Here is a 16,777-nt window from a genome sequence, read left to right on the forward strand (position 1 = left end):
ATCCCGCGCCCGCCATCACGAGGCGGCGGCTGTCGGCGCGCGCGAGGTACGAGGCCGCCAGCGCCGAGGCCGCCGCCGTACGCCGACGGGTGAGCGCCTTGCCGTCCATGAGCGCGAGCGGCGCGCCGGTGCGCCCGTCGAGCAGGAGGTAGACGCCGAAGACCGAAGGCAACCCGCGCGCGGCATTGTCGGGGAAGACGGTGACCACCTTCACGCCGGCTTCCCGGTCTTTGCGCCACGCCGGCATGAGCAGGAGCGCGGCGTCGGCGCCGGAGGTGGGCAGCGTGTGGTGATGTCGCAGAGGGGACGCGACGCCCTCCCGAAAGGCCTCCCGCAGCCGCTCGATCAGGAGGCGGTCCGGAAGGGCTTGCGCCACCGTTTCCGCGGAGAGCATGGACAGACTGGTCATCGGATGCACACGATGGGTTTGAGCCGGCGCTCGCCGGGCGTGCACGGCTCGGGAGAGGGAGAGCAGGGGTTGGGCGGAAAGATAGCCGCCCGAGATCAAAAAAAGGAGTAATCCGTATGGGGGCGGAGGCACGTGTTGCGTAAGCCTCTCGGAGACCGTAATGTGCAACGACCGGAGCGTGGCGACGAAAGGAGAGGGATGCTTCGTCTGGGACGCCCCGGAGATCACTGCCAGTGAGAGGGTCTGAAAGATGTTGAAAACAGACGGTAAACCGCCCAAATTGTACGTCATCGATCCCGCGGAGGAGAGCCGGGTCCCGTATTTACGTGGGATCCTCACGCGCTCGCTGCAGGGGGCCGGCATGCCTTTCGAAGAGGCATATAAGATTGCGAACGAGGTGAGAGAGCGGCTCTGGAGCGATGCGGAGATCACGCTTCGGGAGAACGAGGCCGACATCAGCGCCGACGAGTTGAAAAGAGTGGTGGCGGATCATCTCGCCAAGGTGGGGGCCGATACGGTCCGGGAGCGATACCTGCGTTCGAAGCACGCGCCCATCGTCATTCAGGTGGTGGATACGGAGGGGAACCCGCATCCGTATTCGAAGGCGCTGCTGGCCCAGACGCTCGAGACGTGCGCGTTGCCGCCCGAGCGCAGTTATGCCATCACCTCTCAGATCGAACGGGAACTCATCGACACGGGATGCACCCGCCTGACGAGTTCCGAGATGACCGAGTTGACGTACCGGTACCTGCTCGAACAGGAAGGGAAAGAAGCGGCGCACCGGTATCTCGTCTGGATCGAATTTGCGCACAGCGGGCGGCCCCTCATCCTCCTCGTGGGGGGAACGACCGGGTGTGGGAAAAGCACCATCAGTTCCGAAGTGGCGCACCGGCTCAACATTGTCCGAACCCAGTCCACGGATATGCTGCGCGAGGTGATGCGGCTCATGGTGCCGCGCCGTCTCCTCCCGACGCTTCACACGTCGTCGTACAATGCGTGGAAAGTGCTGCCCACACACGGCGCGGAAGGGGTTCCGTTCGAGCGAAACATGATCGACGGTTACCTGACCCAGGCCGAACAGGTCGGTGTCGGCATCGAAGGGGTGATGAAGCGCGCCGAGCGGGAACAGGTCTCGCTCATCCTCGAAGGCGTTCATGTCCATCCCCGGCTCCAGAAGCGGCTCGGCGATGCAACCTCGGCGCTCGTGGTGCCGGTCATCCTGGCGGTGCTCAAGAAAAAGAACCTCCGCAATCGGCTGCTGGGGCGAAGCCAGAAAGTCCCGGCGCGCACGGTCCAACGGTATACCGAGAACTTCGACTCCATCTGGCAACTACAGACGTTCATCCTTTCCGAAGCGGACCGGCTGCAGGTGCCCATCATCACGAACGATGAGAAGGAGGAAACCATTCGCTCGATGATGGAGACGATCTCTGCAGCGTTGCTCCTGGAGTATGAGGGAGATCCGAAAAAAGTCTTCCGGAAACTGGCCGACACCGGGGTGAAAGAGTGACGGTCCCGAAGCCGGAAGAACGCAGGACCAACGACGACCGAACGATGGCGCATCCGAAAGGCATCATGATCATTCTCGACGGACTCGGCGATCGTCCCGTCGAGGCCTTGGACGGGCGGACTCCGCTCGAAGCCGCCGCGACGCCGAACCTCGACCGGATGGCGGCTTCGGGGCTCTGCGGCATGATGCACCCCATTGCGCCGGGCGTCCCCGTCGGTACGCAGATGGGCGTCGGCTTGCTCTTCGGGCTGGCCCGCGCCGACGTGCCCAGGCTCACCCGCGGGCCTGTGGAGGCGGCGGGCGTGGGGCTGAACCTCAGCGACGGCAACGTGACGTTCCGATGCAACCTCGCTACGGTGTCGCCCAACGGACAGGGGTTCGCCATCGAAGACCGGCGGGCCGGGCGCATCCGGGAGGGCGCCGAGACGCTGGCCGAAGCGCTGGATGGGATGGACCTCGGCGAGGGCATCGTGGCGCGCTTCCGCCCATCGACGCAGCATCGGGCCGTCCTCATGCTTGAAGGGGAGCACCTCTCGGAGGCCGTCACGGACACCGACCCCGGCGCGGGCGAACGGGCACGCGGTCGGCTCGCGTGTCTCCCCCGCGATGCGACGGACCCGGAGGCGGAACGCACCGCGCAGGCCGTCAACACCTTCTTCTTTCGGAGCCACGAGATCCTCCAAAACCATCCGGTCAACGTGGCGCGAGCGGCGAAGGGACTGCCCCCGGCCAATGGCGTGCTCACGCGGGGCGCGGGGAAGTACCGGCCCCTGCGAAACTTCGTCCGGCGTCTCGGCCTCCGAACCGCCGTCGTTGGCGGGGACGGCGCGGTCGTCGGCCTGAGCCGCCTCTTCGGCTTCGACATGATCCGCGACCCGCGCTTCACCGCGCTGACCGACACCGACCTCGACGCCAAGATCGCCGCCGGACGCCACGCACTCGACGATCACGACCTCGTCTTCATCCACGTCAAGGGCGCCGACACGTGCGCGCACGACCACGATCCGGTGGGAAAAAAAGCCTTCATCGAACGGATCGATGCCGCGCTCGCTCCTCTGCTCGACCAGGGGCTCGCCCTCGCCGTCACGGGGGATCACACCACCGACTCGCGGCTCGGCCGGCACACCGGCGATCCCGTGCCCTCGCTCGTGGCCGCACCGAATAGCCGTGTGGACGCCGTGCGCGCCTTCTCGGAGTCGGACTGTATGCGGGGCGGCCTCGGCGCAATCTCGGCCACGGCCTTCCTCTCGGTGCTCCTCGATCTCATGGATCGGACCCACATCCTCCGCGCCCACGAAGCCTTCTATTATTAAAAGGAGGACGCTTGCGGACTTTGGCGTCGGTAACAAACCCTTAATCCGGGGGTTACGGAAATTTTTTTATGGGTTCATCGAAAGGATACGGACGCTTCATACGCTTGACACGTGTTTCGATTCTCACGAAAAAGAGCGAAGTATGCGATCCCTCCGATTCTTTTCTCCCCCTGTTCTCTGGGCTTTGATCCTTTTCCTCCTCTTCGGATGCGACAGCGCCATCGATCCCGACCGTCTCGGTGAGGCTTCTCTTGAGGTTCCTCGTCTGGTCGCGCCCGTGAACGACGTTCGGATGTCGGTCGACGAGGAGATTGTCTTCTCGTGGACCCCGGTGGAAGCCGCCGTCGGATATGAGATCGAGATTCTCGATGCGCAAGCCGATCCGGTGACGGCCGGGAAAACGGGCGTCGCCGGTTACGTCTTTCGGCTGGGAGTGGCGGGGGATTATACCTGGCGGGTGCGCGCCATCGACCGCTTCGAACGAAAGGGCGCATGGAGCCGGAGTCGGCGTCTCCGGGTGGCGGCTCCGATAGAATAGAAGTCGCGCCGCCGACAGAAGCGAAGGAGTGAGCCGCTTCGGGGATGTTCCGGCCGGTTCACGCCTCCGGCAGCCCGTGGGCGGCGAGGCTCAGGTTCTTGTATCGCGGGTCCATCGTGACTTCCCGTCCGAACCATGGAGGGGGCACGTACGCGGCCGCTTCCTCGTGCGAGGGAAACTCCACCTCGGCGGTGAAAAAGCCGTCGAGCGGGCCGAGATAGGCGTCGAGTTCGATGGTATAGGCGCGGTCGGGGATCTCGTACCGAATCTTGCGCAGGCGTCGACCCTCCGTGGCGGGCCAGAGCGCGTCGAACTGCGCCCGTGTCAACGCGACCTCGATTTCCAGGCGCGCCCGCAACCCGGCGCTCTTCACCGTTTCGAAAAACTCCTCCCCTTTTCGCCGGAGCCGCACCACCGTCCCGTTCGGGTCGGCGGCCACGTAGCCCTGCCAGATCTCCTTGTGGGGAAAGTCTTCGAGGTCTGGCGGCGGCGTGTCGATGATGAACTTGCGCTCGATTTCGAGGGTTTGCGACATGGGGTCGGGGGGAAATTGTGGATCGGGGTCCCGGTCTGGTGAAACGATGCCGGGGCGGGGTTCGTTCGTCGCGTGTACGCCGTCTTGCCGGGGAGGCGCCGCCGGGATACGCCTACGTGAAACGGATCCGTACGCAGGGGATCGGCATTACCCGTACCGCCCTTCGATATAGTCGGCGGTTTCCTTGTGCCGGGGCGTGACGAACATCTCGGCGGTGTCCGCATGTTCGACGAGTTTGCCCATGAGCATGAAGGCGCACTCGTCGCTTGCTCTTCGCGCCTGCGCCATGTTGTGCGTGACCATGAGGATGGTGTACTCGCCCCGAAGCTGCCAGATGAGTTCTTCCACGGCGGCGGTTGCCTCGGGGTCGAGGGCGGAGCACGGCTCGTCCATGAGGAGCACGCGCGGCTTGACCGGGAGCAACCGGGCAATACACAGCTTCTGCTGTTGTTCGAGCGAGAGGGCCGTCGCCGAACGATCCAGCCGATCCTTGACCGTATCCCACAGGAGCACCTCCCGGAGCGCCTCTTCGACGATCTGGTCTTTCTCCGCCTTCGTGCGCTTGCGCGCATCCGGCGTGTGGAGATTATACGAGAAGAGAATGTTTTCGCGGATCGAGAGGGGCAGCGGGTTCGGGCGCTGAAAGACCATCCCGACCTGTTTTCGCAACTGCGGCAGGGCCACGTCCGGATCGAGGACGTTCTTCCCGAGCACCTCGATCACGCCTTCGGTGCGCACGTAGCCGAGCCGGTCGTTGATCCGGTTGATGGAACGGAGGAGCGTCGATTTGCCGCAGCCGGAAGGGCCGATGAGCGACGTGATGATGCCCTGCTTCACGTTGAAGTCCACGGCGAAGAGGGCCTGGAACGTGCCGTACCAGAGGCTGAAGTCCTTCACGCACACGGCGATCTCGGTGTTCGCGAGGACGTCGGGTGCGTCGGGCGTGAGGGGCGGTGTTTCCATGCGTCTCCGGGAAAAAGCGTTCAGCCGAAGCGGCCGAGAATGTAATCGTAGGTCCTCGGGTCTTTCACCTTGCCCTCGAACAGGTCGTCCGTCCGTCCGATCTCGACGCAGTCGCCGGTGAGGAAGAAGGCGGTTCGGTCGGCGAGCCGACGAGCCTGTTGCACGAGGTTGGTGACCATGATGATGGTCATCTCTTTCCTGAGTTCCTTGAGCACGTCCTCGATGCGCATGGTCGTGACGGGGTCGACAGCGATGGAGAACTCGTCGAGGAGGAGGAGGACGGGATCCTGGGAGAGGGCGCGGGCGATGGTGAGGCGCTGTTGTTGCCCGCCCGAGAGCAGGCTGCCGAGCGAGTCGAGCCGGTCCTTCACCTCGTCCCACAGCGCCGCGCGCGTCAGGCACCGTTCGACGATCACGTCGAGTTCGCGCCGGTCGGTGATGCCGCGCAGCCGGGGCGAGAGCGCGACGTTGTCATAGATCGAGAGCGGCAGCCCCACCGGCAGCGGGAAGACGACGCCGATGTGTTGGCGGAGCGCATACACGTTGCGCCACGCCCGCACGTCCCGCCCGAGAAAACGGATGTGACCGTCGACACGCATGTGCGACTCGAACAGGTTCATGCGATTGAGCGTCTTCAGAAAAGACGTCTTCCCGCTATTGGCAGGGCCGATGATGCCGAAGATCTCATGTTCGTGCACCGACAGGCTGACGTTCCGGAGGGCGGAGACGTCGCCGTACCGGATCGACAGGTTTTCGACTTCGAGCACGGGCGGCGCCGGCTGCGTCGAAGGCGCGTCGGCGTCGGGGGGAGCCTGAGGCATTACCATTTCTTTTTGTTGCGGAGATAGACCCGGAAGGCGATCGAGAGGGCGTTCATCGAGAGCACGATGCCGATGAGCACGAGCGCCACGCCGAAGGGGAGGTCCTCCGGCACGCCGGTCACCTGCGTCGAGATCGTGTACAGGTGGAGCGAGAGCGCCATCGTCTGATCGTACACGCTCTCGGGGAGGAACGGGACGAAGAACGCCGCGCCGGTGAACATGATCGGGGCGGTCTCGCCCGCCGTGCGCGAGACTTCGAGGATGATGCCGGTGAGGATGCCGCTGACGGCGTTCGGCAACACGATGCGTCGGATCGTCTGCCACCGTGTCGCGCCGAGCGCCCAGCACGCCTCCCGGAAGGCATGCGGGACGGCCTGGAGCGACTCCCGGGTGGCCACGATGACCACGGGCAAGGTCATGATGCCGAGCGTCAGGCTGGCGGCCAGGATGCTCGTGCCGAACTCGAAGAAGAGCACGAACGCGCCCACCCCGAAGAGCGCGTGCACGATGGAGGGCACGCCCGCCAGGTTGATGATCGCCAAGTTGATCGTGCGGGTGAGCCAGTTGTCGGGGGCGTATTCGCTCAGATAGATCGCCGCCGCCACGCCGAGCGGCACGGAGAAGACGAGCGCCACCACCACGAGGAAGATCGTGCCGAGGAGCGCCGGAAAGATGCCTCCCTCGGTCATCCCGTTCCTGGGGAACTCGAAGAGGAACGACCACGAGATGACCGGGCCGCCCCGATACACGAGCAGGATCAAAATGATGAGCACCGGAAGGATCAGCAGGAGCGCCATCAGAAGAAACAGAAGACGCCAGCGCTTCTCTTTCTTCTCGTTCCGGAGGTTGAGTTCGGTAGCCTTGAACATAGGTCGGAAGGTCGATCGTCGTTCGGACCGGCGGGATCGAACGGGTCTATTTTTTCCGAATGCCCCGCACCACCAGGTCGGCGGTCAGGTTGATGAGGAAGGTGATGATGAACAGGAAGATGCCGAGCGTGAAGAGCGCGCCGTAATGAGACGACCCGACGGCCGTTTCTCCGAGTTCGGCGGCGATGGTAGCCGTGAGCGCGCGCACGGAATCGAACACGCTGTGCGGGATGTTGATGGAGTGGCCGCTGGCCATGAGCACGGCCATCGTCTCGCCGAAGCCGCGTCCGACGCCCAGGAGCACCGCCGAGACGAGGCCGTTCTTGGCGGCGGGGAGTACGACCCGCCGGATCACCTGCCACCGGGTCGCGCCCATCGCTTCGGCCGCTTCGCGATACTTGTCCGGGACGGCCTTGAGCGAATCCTCGGCGATGGTGGTCATGATCGGGGCCGCCATCAGCCCGAGGATGATGCCGGCATTGAGCACGTTCAGACCGATGGGGACATTGAACAGCTTGATGATGAGGCCGTTCATGATCGTCAGGCCGATGAAGCCCCAGACCACCGAGGGGATCGCCGCCAGCAGTTCGATCAGGATCTTGAGCGTCTCGCGCGTCTTGCCCGTGGCGAACTCCCCGATGAAGATGGCCGCGCCGAGGGAGAAGGGGATCGCCACGATCATGGCCATGCCGGTGACGCTCGCCGTGCCCAGGATCAGCGCGAGCGCACCGTAGGTCGGGTTGTTTTCCGAGGTCGGGATCCAGCGCGGCGAGGTGAAGAACTCCTTCAGGTCGAACGCGCCGAAGAGGAAGGGCAGCCCCTCCTTCGTGATGAACACGAAGATGCCGATGATGAAGATGATGGCCGAGATGCCGCCGAGGTACATGATCCCCTGCATGGCCTTGTCGATGTGCCATGCGGCGGTTCGGCGATCGGCGGCGGGGGCGCGTCCCGGTCTGCTCGAAGTCTTTTCGGTCATGTCAGTCGGCGTCCTCCCCGCGCATCGTTTCCATGAGGGCGCTCACGCGCGAGGCGATCTGCCGGTGCGCCCGCTCGAAGCGTTCCTGCGGGTCGGCGGCCCCGCTCGTGTCGATCTGCCATTCGAGTACGGCGGTATTGAAGGGCGGCGGATCGAGGTAGCGGGCGACGGGCCCGTCGAGGCTGATCACCACGTGGAACGTCTCCCAGTCTTCGGGCGGCCAGTCGATGGGCGACGGGCGGGCATCGGTCATGTCATATCCGCGCGCCTCCATCCAGGCGATGAAGTCGGGGTCGAGGGCCGGAGCCGGATGCCGCCCCGCGCTCGTGTATCTTCCGCTGCCCGGGAACGACTTCCGGGCGATGGCCACGGCCATCTGGCTGAGGAAACGGTCGTCGTCTTCGAGGAAGGCAATGCGATACACCTTCGGCTGTTTGCTCTCGCCGGTGACGGCAAAGACCGTGTCCTCGCAGATGTTCTTCGCCTGATCGTTGATCCGCGAAATGCGGTTGAGGATGATCAGGATCATGAGCATCTCGTCGCACTCGTAGGCGTGTCGATTGCCCTCTTCGACGAGGTCGGCATAGGCGACGCCGAAGGACCGACGGGCCTGCGCGGCCAGCGGGATCGTGGCGCGGGCGAGGTCGGCGTTTTGCTCGTTGAAGGCGCGCATGGCCTGACGATACATCTCCAGGGCTTCGTCGGCCAGCCGTTCGATCTCCCGCCGCATGACGCCGGTGGGGGGGCGCGTCAACTGGTTCACCTCACGGCAAATGGTGACGGCATAGTCGCCGACGCGCTCCAGGGCGATGTTGAGCCGGAGCACCGTGGAGATGAACCGCAGGTGGCCGGCGCTGGGCAGGTAGAGCGCGATGAAGCGGTAACAAAGCCGGTCGATGCGGCGAATGGCGCGGTTGATCGGCAGGTCGCCGAGGATGGTCTCGTTCGCCAGCGGCCTGTCGAGCGTGAGCAGGGCTTCTCGCGCGTTTCGGACTGCCGTCTCGACCTTCGCGGCCACGGCTGCGACCTCGCCGCGTATGTTCTCCAGGTCGCGCTCCAGACGTTCTTCAAAATGGCTCATACGGAACCTGAGGGTTGATGCACGGGGAGGGCCGCCGGGCGGCGTGGGATCGTTTCGTCAACCTAACGCGCATCGCGCAAAACGTAAAGGCGTCCCGGAAATGTTCACGGATAACTCCCGTACGCTCCGGGCGTCGGTGCGGGGCTCATTCACCGGTCTGCGCGTCGCCTTCGCATACAACCTCACGCACCGGCGCATAGCCTTTCTCCTTGATGATGCACTGGCCCTCGTCGCTCAGGATCCAGTCGAGATAAGCCTTGACCGCTCCCGTCGGCTCGCCGTCGGTGTACATGAACAGCGGGCGGGCGATGGGGTAGGTTCCGTCGAAGGCCGTTTTTTCGGAAGGCGCCACACAGTTGCCCTGCCCATCCTCGATGCAGAGCATCTTGACTTCCGGCGTGGCATAGGCCAGCCCGCTGTAGCCGATGGCGCACGGCGTATGCTGCACCAGGTCGACGACGTCCTTCGAGCCGTGCATGTCCCGCGAGCCGAGTTTGTAGTCGCGGTTTTTCCCGAGGACGGCCTCGCGGAAATAGACGTAGGTGCCCGAGTTGTTCTGCCGGCTCACGCGGATGATCTCCTGCTTCTCGCACCCCGGCACCTCGACGCCGAGCTGCGTCCACTTCTCGAGGGTTCCGCCCTCTCCGTAGATCTCCGCCAGCTGATCGAGCGAGATGCCGTCGAGCGGGTTGTCCTTGTGGACGTAGACCGCCAGCGCATCATAGCCCACGATGTGCTCGACGGGGGTATGCCCGTTGGCGCGCGCCTGCTCCATCTCCGAGGGTTTGATCTCTCGGCTCGCGTTGGCGATGTCCACGGTGCCGTTGATCAGCGCTGCAATGCCCGTGCCCGAGCCGCCGCCCGAGACCGCCACCGCCACGTTCGGGTTGATCTTCCGGTAGGCTTCGGCCCAGGCCTGCGCTACGTTGACCAGCGTGTCCGAGCCCTTATTCTGAATGACCTTGCGGGAACTGGAATGCCCGGTTTCTCCCGAACGGCCGCAGCTCGTCAGCGTGAGCGCTACCGTGAGCGTGAGAAATAAGCGAATGATTTTCATGGTGTGGGTCCTCCTGTTGTGGGGTAATCGAGTTTCGTTTGGTGTCGGTGGAGAAAGCGCCGCCGCCGTCAGGTCCAGGTGGGGGAGCATCGCAGGTGATCGAACGGGAGCGCCACCGAAGAGGCGATGTTCGACAGATGCGAGGAGGTGCGGCTCAGGAGCCGCGCGGCCAGCGTGAGCACCACCGCCTCGTTAGGATCGAGGTCTCGCCGGTCGGCAAGGTCGGAGACGTAGACGCTCAGGCCCCGCTTGACGCCGGTATGGGCCTCCATCGCCCGGCGCGCCTCGAGCTCGTCCTTCCGGGCGAAGCTCTCACGCGTCCACGAAAACATCTCTCCGATGCGGTCGCGGAAGGTGCGGAGCGGCAAGACCTGCGGGCTGATGCGGGTCTTGTGGGCCAGCTCGGACGTCTCCGCGAAGGATTTCGCCATGTCCCCGATCCGTTCCGCATCCTGGATGATGCACAGCAGCGTCAGACTCAGTTCCAGCTCCTCCTGCGGGCGCCGGGACAGGTGCTCGTAGATCGCCCGCCGGATCTCCCGTTCCTTCCGGTTGACGATCTCATCCTCGGCCTCGAGATCGATCTGAAGGATCTCGTTCTCGAGCAGCGCCGCCGTCGCTTCGACGTACATCCGATGCGAAACGTTCAGCATCAGACACACGTCGTCGAAGGCTTGCCGGATGAGCGGCGGGCGGGATTGGCGGAAGCGATCGAAGAAGAGCACGTGGTCGCGGCGTTCGTTGAAGGTGGAAGATATCTAAAAGGTATAGAAAAACGTGAGGCGGGGCATGATGGTCGGATCGGGAGCGTCGCCGTCCACGCCGTCGAAGAAGACGGCTTCTACGTTCGGCATGAAGTGGACCTGCGGGTGCGCCGCGATGTCGACGCCGACGAGCGCCAGGCTCGAACGGGCATTGTCCGCAAAGGGCACGTAACTGATCTTGCCGGCATCCGGGTTGGGGTCGAACATCCGGTCGAAGCGAGCGAAGCCGGTCACCTGCTTCGAGAGCGGCGTCGCGCCAAAGACGGAGAGCGCGTTGAGGTTCACGCTTCCGCCGCCCGCCACGTCCCGCCGCTGGTAAGCATACTGAATGCCGAGACGCCCGGTTGTCCCTTTCACCCCCACAAACCCCTGCACGGTGACCCGGTCCGACCTGCCCGGGCGGTCGTCGTAATCGCCGTAGACTTCGAAGACCACCGACGGCGTGGGGTAAAACGTCAGGGCGAGCAATCCTTTCTTTCCCTTGTTCGTTTCCGAACTCGTGCCGTTGCCGTTGGCAAGCATCACGTTGTACCGAATCTTTTTCTCGGCGTCGAGGCTCCCTTTGGCGGCCACCCCGATGTCGCGGGAAGCCCCCATCTTCTGCAGGTCCAAAAGCGTCTTTTCCACGGAACGGTAGCCCCAGAATCTTTCGATGACGCTCCAGGTGGGGGTGCCGGAGAGGCCGAACGTCAGCTGGTGACGACCTCCTTTCCAGCGTACGTATACGTCCTTTGCGGATGGTTCGAGTTTGGCTTTGCTGGAAAAATCCCCTTTGGAGTTCATCTCGGTGCGCAGGCGCGCGGTCCACGTCTCGCTGATGGCGAAGTCGAACGTCAGATAGATGCGGCGAAACCAGAACCCGTTCTGGTTTTTCAACGCCGAGTCGTCGCTTCCGGCCACCCAGTAAGCGTCTCCGAAGACAAGACCTTTGAAGGAGGCCGACTGGCCGCGGGCCGGCTTCGAGACGGTGAGCATGAGGCAGGCGAAAAGGATGGACAGCGCGGTGCGCAACCGGCGGGATGGAAGGCTCATAAGGTAGGGGCGCTTGATGTTGTCAATGTTGCGGCCATATTACGATAGCGTTATTGAAAGAGTCGTCAGGATCGTGTTACCAAACTGTTAACACCTGGGGCGGGCCTCCGGGACGTCATGCGAGGCGTGATGCGTCTGGCTTGGGAAGGCGCGCACGGTGAGCCGCGCTGCCCGTAGGGAAATACCCGACGCCGAAAAGGTGCATCCCCCTACACGCTATGAAAGGAGCTGCCTACCGGGAATGTGGGTACGAAAGGCGTTATATTCCGGACGCGCAAACTTAACGAATTGATCATACGGGGCGTATGGATTGGGCATACGCGTCCGGCAAAACGAGACCACGCCATGGATACCCTGTTGCAAGAAGCGCAGGTCGCTATGTTGGAGGAGCTGGCCGCGAACGGTCCGACCGAGCATGAGCGCCGTCGCGCGAGGATTCTTTTGATGTACCACGCGGGGAAAACCACGCGTGAAATAGCCGAGGCGGTAGGACTCTCGACCGGTCGAGTGGCCTACTGGCGCCGGGAGTTCCTCAAGCGCGGCATGAGTATTTTCCCCTCCGTCGATGAGGCGCCCTCCGTCGATGAGACGCCCTCCGTCGATGAGGCGCCCTCCGTCGATGAGGCGCCCTCCGTCGATGAGACGCCCTCCGTGCCTGCTGCCCCGACGTCCTCTCCAGTTACCGAAGCCCCGAAAGAAATGAAGACTGCTTCCCCGAAAGCCGCAAAATCGAAAGCCGCAAAATCGAAAGCCGCGAAGCCGAAAGACGCGAAGCCGAAGGCCGCGAAGCCGAAAGCCGCGAAGCCGAAGGCCGCAAAATCGAAAGCCGCGAAGCCAAAGGCTGCCAAATCGAAGGCCGCGAAGCCGAAAGCCGCAAAATCGAAAGCCGCGAAGCCGAAGGCTGCCAAATCGAAAGCCGCCAAAGCCAAGAAGGTCGAACGTCCGAAGGCCGCTCCGTTGTCGGGGGGGGTGTTGAAAAAAGCGGAGAAGGTGGTGGTAGGCGTTGCGGGGGTGCTCGGGAAGAAGGCGATCCGGCAGCTCGACGCCCTCACTTCGCAGGAAAGCTTCCAGGAGTTCGTGGCGTACGTGCAGAAGCAACGGAAAAAGCTCATGAAACAGCTGGACACCAGGGGCCTGAAGAAAAAGCAGATCAAGTTTTTGCGCAGTCAACTCAAGGAACTGGAAGCACAGATTGCCAGAGCCGAGAAGTTGCTTCAGAAACTGGAAGATTGATCCAGTGAGCCGATCTTGCCCATCGGCGTCTGGAAAAGGGATGTTCCATGTTTGCCTCTGGACCTGAAAAATGTCTGAAAAGAAGGGGAAGTTGAAAGAGAGAGAGAAGGGCGGGAAGAAAGCGAGGAACGCAGAAGGACCGGGTCCGATGCCGGAATTGTTGCCGCCCGACATCAAATTGCCGGTCAAGAAGATTCCCCGGAAGGTATACGAGCGCGAACTGGCCAAGCTTCAGGTGGAACTGGCCAAGCTCCAACGATGGATTCGCGTGACGGGGCAAAGGGTGGTGGTCGTCTTCGAGGGACGGGACGCCGCGGGCAAGGGCGGCACGATCAAGCGCATCACCGAATGCCTGAACCCCCGCATCTGCCGGGTGGTCGCGCTGAACAAGCCTACCGAGCGGGAGCGGACGCAGTGGTATTTCCAGCGATATGTGACGCATCTCCCGGCGGCGGGCGAGATGGTGCTCTTCGATCGGAGTTGGTACAACCGGGCGGGCGTGGAATGGGTGATGGGCTTCTGTACGGAGGAGGAATATGTGGAGTTTTTGCGCTCCTGCCCGGAGTTCGAGCGGATGCTCGTGCGGTCGGGAATCATCCTCATCAAGTACTGGTTCTCCGTCAGCTCGGAAGAACAGGAACGCCGGTTCCAGGCCCGGCTCAAGGACCCCACGAAGCGGTGGAAGCTGAGCCCCATCGACCTGGAGTCGCGGCTGCGATGGGTCGAGTATTCGCAGGCGAAGGATCGCATGTTCGCTTATACCGACATCAAGCAGGCCCCCTGGTTCGTCGTCAATGCGGACAACAAAAAGCGGGCGCGCCTCAACTGTATCCATCATCTGCTGAGCCTGATTCCGTACGAGGAGATCGAGCCTGAGCCGCTCGCGCTCCCGCCGCGCCCCTCCGAGCACGGGTACGTGCGTCCCCCGCTGGATGAGCAAACATTCGTGCCCGAAGTGTACTGAGGGCGCCCTCCACGCCCGTTCTCTTTCCTCTCTTCCTGATGGAAAGTCCCAACTCGCTGGAAATCAGCGCCATCCTGATCGGCCTCGTCGGCGGGCTCGCACTGTTCCTCTATGGGATGGAGCAGATGACCGACGCGATGAAGACGGTGGCGGGAGAGGGGATGAAAAAGCTGCTCGCCCGGTTGACCACCAACCGATTCAAGGCGGTCTTCGCCGGCGCGCTCGTCACCTCTATCATCCAGTCCTCTTCGGTGACCACGGTGCTGGTGGTCGGCTTCATCTCCGCCGGGCTGATGACGCTCTCGCAGTCCATCGGCATCATTCTCGGGGCGGACATCGGGACGACGGTGACGGCGCAGATCGTGGCGTTCAAAGTGACGAAATACGCGCTCGTGCTGGTCACAATCGGCTTTCTGATGCAGTTCGTCGCGAAGAAGGAGAAGATCCGGCAATACGGCATCATGACGCTCGGGCTGGGGCTGGTCTTCTTCGGAATGGAGATGATGAGCCAGGCCACGCATCCGCTGCGCACCTACGAGCCGTTCATCGACCTGATGCGGAAAATGGACAATCCGCTCGTGGGGACGCTCATCGGGACCCTCTTCACGGGAATCATTCAGAGTTCGTCGGCGATGATGGGCGTCGTGATCGTGATGGCAAGCCAGGGATTCATCTCCCTCGAAGCCGGCATTGCGCTGGTCTTCGGTGCGAACATCGGCACGTGTGTGACGGCGCTGCTGGCCGCGATCGGGAAGCCGCGTGAGGCCGTGCGGGCCGCCTTTGCGCACATCTTCTTCAAAGTCGTCGGGGTGGTCATCTGGTTCGGGTTCATCGAACAGCTGGCGGAAATCGTGCGGTGGATCTCGCCGGCGCATCCGGAGTTGTCGGGCACGGCGCGACTGGCGGCGGAGACCCCCCGGCAAGTGGCCAACGCCCACACGCTTTTCAACGTCGCCAACACGTTCCTCTTCATCTGGTTTACCGGCCCGCTGGCGCGCCTCATGCGCAGGCTCATCCCCGAGCGCCCGCCGACCGGCCCCGGGGCCGTCCAGCCCAAATATCTCGATGATATCCTCCTGGAAACCCCCGTGCTGGCGCTCGACCGGGTGCGGATGGAGTTGCGCCGCATCGGAGAACGAGCCCTTGAGATGGTGCAAAGAGCGCTCCCCGTGGCCATTCAAGGGGAGAAGGAAGACCTCGAAAAACTGGCGGAGATGGACGATGAGGTAGACGTTCTTCACAGCGCCGTCATCCAGTATCTGGGGCGGCTCTCTCAGCAGAACCTTACGGAGTCACAGTCCCGGCTCCTGAACCACTACATCAGTGCGGCGAACAACATCGAGAACATCGGCGACCTCATCGAGACCAACATTGTGGGGGCGGGGATGGAGCGTGTGCGCAGGCAGGTGCACGTCAGTGAGGGCACCCGGCAGGTCCTGCGGGGGCTGCACGACAGGGTGACCTGGGCCGTGCAGCTCGCCCTGGAGGCGCTCGATGCCTCTGACGAACATATGGCGGAGCGCGTCATTCAGGCGAAAGGGGAGGTCAACCGCCTCGTGGAGGAGGCGGAGCGGTATCTGGCCGGGAGACTGGCCGCCGAAGGCGAAGATCGGGTGACGCTCTTCCGGATCGAATCGGAACTGATCGAATACCTCAAGCGAGTCTATTATTTTGCCAAGCGCATCGCCAAATCGGTGCAGGAGGTCGAGCGCGGCGGGGAGGACGCGTCCCACGACGACGTCGAGGAGTCTGCATTCGCCGGGAGATGAGCCTCCGGGCGCTTCGGACGTCATTTCTTCCGGAGGCTCCCTGAGGACGGGTAGATCATGACGCGGGTGTGCCCGTAGAGGCGGTACACCACGTCCGAATCATCGGTGACGCCGGAGAGGTATTTCCCCTCGATCCTCGTCCACAGGTTGCGGGTCGAGCCGTCTTCGAGTGTGAAGGCAAGGTGTTCGAGGGCGTTCGCGCGCACGTCGTCGGCGTTGAGGTCGTCGAAGAAACCGTCGGCGCGGAGCGGGATGAAACGGGAGATCCACCGCACCACGGCTACGGAGTCGGCAGGCGCGGTCTCGCCGTCGACGTGCAGCCTCCACGCGCCGTCCTCGAGCGCCACTTCATACGTCTTGTCTTCTTTCTCCACGAGCACCCGGCGCACGACGGACGGCGAGCCGAAGTCGAGGACCGACTTGTCCCGCCAGGCTTTGAGGTCGGAGGAGAGCATCGGGCGGCCCCGCGCCACGAAGACACGGGGATCGTCTTCATATCGAAGGTAGACGGACTCTGCGTCGGGCGTGAGCTTGCCGATGACGAGGTGGGTCTCGTCGCCGTCCGCGTGGACGGTCAGCGCTTTGCCGGTCGAGTCGACGCCGTACCGGGCGTAGCGCTCCGGGTTGGTGGAGACGACGGCCTCCGGCGTGAGCGCCTCGAGCGCGGAGAGGAGGCCGCGCATCGTGTTCGCCTCGGCCCGGTCGACGAGCGGGCGGGTCACGCGCCAGGCGTCTCCGTCACGCTCAACCGTGAGCGAGAGCCGGGGCGTCTCGACGTCGAGACGGGTGATGGCGTCTGCCTTGAAATGGAACTCCGGCGTGTCGATGGTCGAAGGATGACGGTCGAAAACGCCGGCGACGAAAGCGACGATCAGGAGAAACACGACGCCGCCGGTGAGCGCGAAAAGCGTATTTTTCTTCATGACATTCGGGGCATGAA

At 63.5% G+C, this 16,777-nt stretch carries 16 protein-coding genes and 1 pseudogene; 6 read left to right on the plus strand and 11 right to left on the minus strand.

The window, feature by feature from the left end:
• Positions 1-409: pseudogene (locus tag AC1HIY_RS07940) on the minus strand (bifunctional Delta(1)-pyrroline-2-carboxylate/Delta(1)-piperideine-2-carboxylate reductase); the annotation flags it as partial.
• A 250-nt stretch (positions 410-659) separates the two neighbouring features.
• Between AC1HIY_RS07940 and AC1HIY_RS07945 the strand changes: the two are divergent.
• From AC1HIY_RS07945 to AC1HIY_RS07955, 3 genes are all read left to right on the plus strand, one after another.
• A complete protein-coding gene (locus AC1HIY_RS07945) occupies positions 660-1,919 on the plus strand; it encodes a hypothetical protein (protein WP_479576187.1) in 1,260 nt (419 codons plus the stop codon).
• A 44-nt stretch (positions 1,920-1,963) separates the two neighbouring features.
• A complete protein-coding gene (gene apgM, locus AC1HIY_RS07950) occupies positions 1,964-3,232 on the plus strand; it encodes a 2,3-bisphosphoglycerate-independent phosphoglycerate mutase (protein ID WP_479576188.1) in 1,269 nt (422 codons plus the stop codon).
• A gap of 184 nt (positions 3,233-3,416) precedes the next feature.
• Positions 3,417-3,770 carry a hypothetical protein gene (locus tag AC1HIY_RS07955; protein WP_479576189.1) on the plus strand — a complete coding sequence of 118 codons (354 nt, stop codon included), beginning with the start codon at positions 3,417-3,419 and terminating at the stop codon, positions 3,768-3,770.
• Between the two features lie 58 nt (positions 3,771-3,828).
• Here the strand turns inward: AC1HIY_RS07955 and AC1HIY_RS07960 are convergent, their stop codons facing one another.
• From AC1HIY_RS07960 to AC1HIY_RS08000, 9 genes are all read right to left on the minus strand, one after another.
• Positions 3,829-4,305 carry a CYTH domain-containing protein gene (locus AC1HIY_RS07960; protein WP_479576190.1) on the minus strand — a complete coding sequence of 159 codons (477 nt, stop codon included), beginning with the start codon at positions 4,303-4,305 and terminating at the stop codon, positions 3,829-3,831.
• Between the two features lie 147 nt (positions 4,306-4,452).
• A complete protein-coding gene (locus tag AC1HIY_RS07965) occupies positions 4,453-5,268 on the minus strand; it encodes a phosphate ABC transporter ATP-binding protein (RefSeq protein ID WP_479576191.1) in 816 nt (271 codons plus the stop codon).
• A gap of 20 nt (positions 5,269-5,288) precedes the next feature.
• On the minus strand, positions 5,289-6,089 hold the full coding sequence (locus tag AC1HIY_RS07970) for a phosphate ABC transporter ATP-binding protein (RefSeq protein WP_479576192.1): 801 nt from the start codon (positions 6,087-6,089) through the stop codon (positions 5,289-5,291).
• Entirely contained in the window at positions 6,089-6,958 is an 870-nt protein-coding gene (pstA, locus tag AC1HIY_RS07975) for a phosphate ABC transporter permease PstA (RefSeq protein ID WP_479576193.1), read from the minus strand. Before pstA ends, AC1HIY_RS07970 begins: the two co-directional genes overlap by 1 nt.
• A gap of 46 nt (positions 6,959-7,004) precedes the next feature.
• Entirely contained in the window at positions 7,005-7,937 is a 933-nt protein-coding gene (gene pstC / locus AC1HIY_RS07980) for a phosphate ABC transporter permease subunit PstC (protein ID WP_479576194.1), read from the minus strand.
• Position 7,938: 1 nt separating this feature from the next.
• Positions 7,939-9,018 carry a phosphate signaling complex protein PhoU gene (gene phoU, locus AC1HIY_RS07985; RefSeq protein ID WP_479576195.1) on the minus strand — a complete coding sequence of 360 codons (1,080 nt, stop codon included), beginning with the start codon at positions 9,016-9,018 and terminating at the stop codon, positions 7,939-7,941.
• A gap of 145 nt (positions 9,019-9,163) precedes the next feature.
• Positions 9,164-10,075, minus strand: coding sequence for a phosphate ABC transporter substrate-binding protein (locus AC1HIY_RS07990; protein WP_479576196.1), 912 nt, complete (start codon positions 10,073-10,075; stop codon positions 9,164-9,166).
• 68 nt (positions 10,076-10,143) lie between these two features.
• Positions 10,144-10,800, minus strand: coding sequence for a PhoU domain-containing protein (locus AC1HIY_RS07995; protein ID WP_479576197.1), 657 nt, complete (start codon positions 10,798-10,800; stop codon positions 10,144-10,146).
• 33 nt (positions 10,801-10,833) lie between these two features.
• Positions 10,834-11,871 (minus strand): porin, encoded by a 1,038-nt coding sequence (locus AC1HIY_RS08000; protein ID WP_479576198.1) that lies wholly within the window; start codon positions 11,869-11,871, stop codon positions 10,834-10,836.
• Between the two features lie 243 nt (positions 11,872-12,114).
• Here AC1HIY_RS08000 and AC1HIY_RS08005 point away from each other — a divergent pair, with 243 nt between their 5' ends.
• The 3 genes from AC1HIY_RS08005 (at position 12,115) to AC1HIY_RS08015 (ending at position 15,837) form a co-directional block, all read left to right on the plus strand.
• Entirely contained in the window at positions 12,115-13,104 is a 990-nt protein-coding gene (locus AC1HIY_RS08005) for a helix-turn-helix domain-containing protein (protein ID WP_479576199.1), read from the plus strand.
• Positions 13,105-13,252: 148 nt separating this feature from the next.
• The gene (ppk2, locus tag AC1HIY_RS08010) at positions 13,253-14,068 is read left to right on the plus strand and encodes a polyphosphate kinase 2 (RefSeq protein WP_479576200.1); all 816 of its coding nucleotides are present in this window, start codon (positions 13,253-13,255) and stop codon (positions 14,066-14,068) included.
• A 38-nt stretch (positions 14,069-14,106) separates the two neighbouring features.
• The gene (locus tag AC1HIY_RS08015) at positions 14,107-15,837 is read left to right on the plus strand and encodes a Na/Pi cotransporter family protein (RefSeq protein ID WP_479576201.1); all 1,731 of its coding nucleotides are present in this window, start codon (positions 14,107-14,109) and stop codon (positions 15,835-15,837) included.
• 20 nt (positions 15,838-15,857) lie between these two features.
• Here AC1HIY_RS08015 and AC1HIY_RS08020 read toward each other — a convergent pair whose 3' ends face one another.
• Positions 15,858-16,760 carry a DUF4340 domain-containing protein gene (locus AC1HIY_RS08020; protein WP_479576202.1) on the minus strand — a complete coding sequence of 301 codons (903 nt, stop codon included), beginning with the start codon at positions 16,758-16,760 and terminating at the stop codon, positions 15,858-15,860.
• Between the last annotated feature and the right edge of the window lie 17 nt (positions 16,761-16,777).

The sequence above is a fragment of the Rhodocaloribacter sp. genome, from assembly GCF_056451265.1.

Bases quoted from the DNA above. Each gene is read 5' to 3' on its own strand.
- AC1HIY_RS07945 (WP_479576187.1), top strand. From the start codon at position 660: ATGTTGAAAACAGACGGTAAACCGCCCAAATTGTACGTCATCGATCCC.
- apgM (WP_479576188.1), top strand. From the start codon at position 1,964: ATGGCGCATCCGAAAGGCATCATGATCATTCTCGACGGACTCGGCGAT.
- AC1HIY_RS07960 (WP_479576190.1), bottom strand. From the start codon at position 4,305: ATGTCGCAAACCCTCGAAATCGAGCGCAAGTTCATCATCGACACGCCG.
- AC1HIY_RS07965 (WP_479576191.1), bottom strand. From the start codon at position 5,268: ATGGAAACACCGCCCCTCACGCCCGACGCACCCGACGTCCTCGCGAAC.
- AC1HIY_RS07970 (WP_479576192.1), bottom strand. From the start codon at position 6,089: ATGCCTCAGGCTCCCCCCGACGCCGACGCGCCTTCGACGCAGCCGGCG.
- pstA (WP_479576193.1), bottom strand. From the start codon at position 6,958: ATGTTCAAGGCTACCGAACTCAACCTCCGGAACGAGAAGAAAGAGAAG.
- pstC (WP_479576194.1), bottom strand. From the start codon at position 7,937: ATGACCGAAAAGACTTCGAGCAGACCGGGACGCGCCCCCGCCGCCGAT.
- phoU (WP_479576195.1), bottom strand. From the start codon at position 9,018: ATGAGCCATTTTGAAGAACGTCTGGAGCGCGACCTGGAGAACATACGC.
- AC1HIY_RS07990 (WP_479576196.1), bottom strand. From the start codon at position 10,075: ATGAAAATCATTCGCTTATTTCTCACGCTCACGGTAGCGCTCACGCTG.
- AC1HIY_RS08000 (WP_479576198.1), bottom strand. From the start codon at position 11,871: ATGAGCCTTCCATCCCGCCGGTTGCGCACCGCGCTGTCCATCCTTTTC.
- ppk2 (WP_479576200.1), top strand. From the start codon at position 13,253: ATGCCGGAATTGTTGCCGCCCGACATCAAATTGCCGGTCAAGAAGATT.
- AC1HIY_RS08015 (WP_479576201.1), top strand. From the start codon at position 14,107: ATGGAAAGTCCCAACTCGCTGGAAATCAGCGCCATCCTGATCGGCCTC.
- AC1HIY_RS08020 (WP_479576202.1), bottom strand. From the start codon at position 16,760: ATGAAGAAAAATACGCTTTTCGCGCTCACCGGCGGCGTCGTGTTTCTC.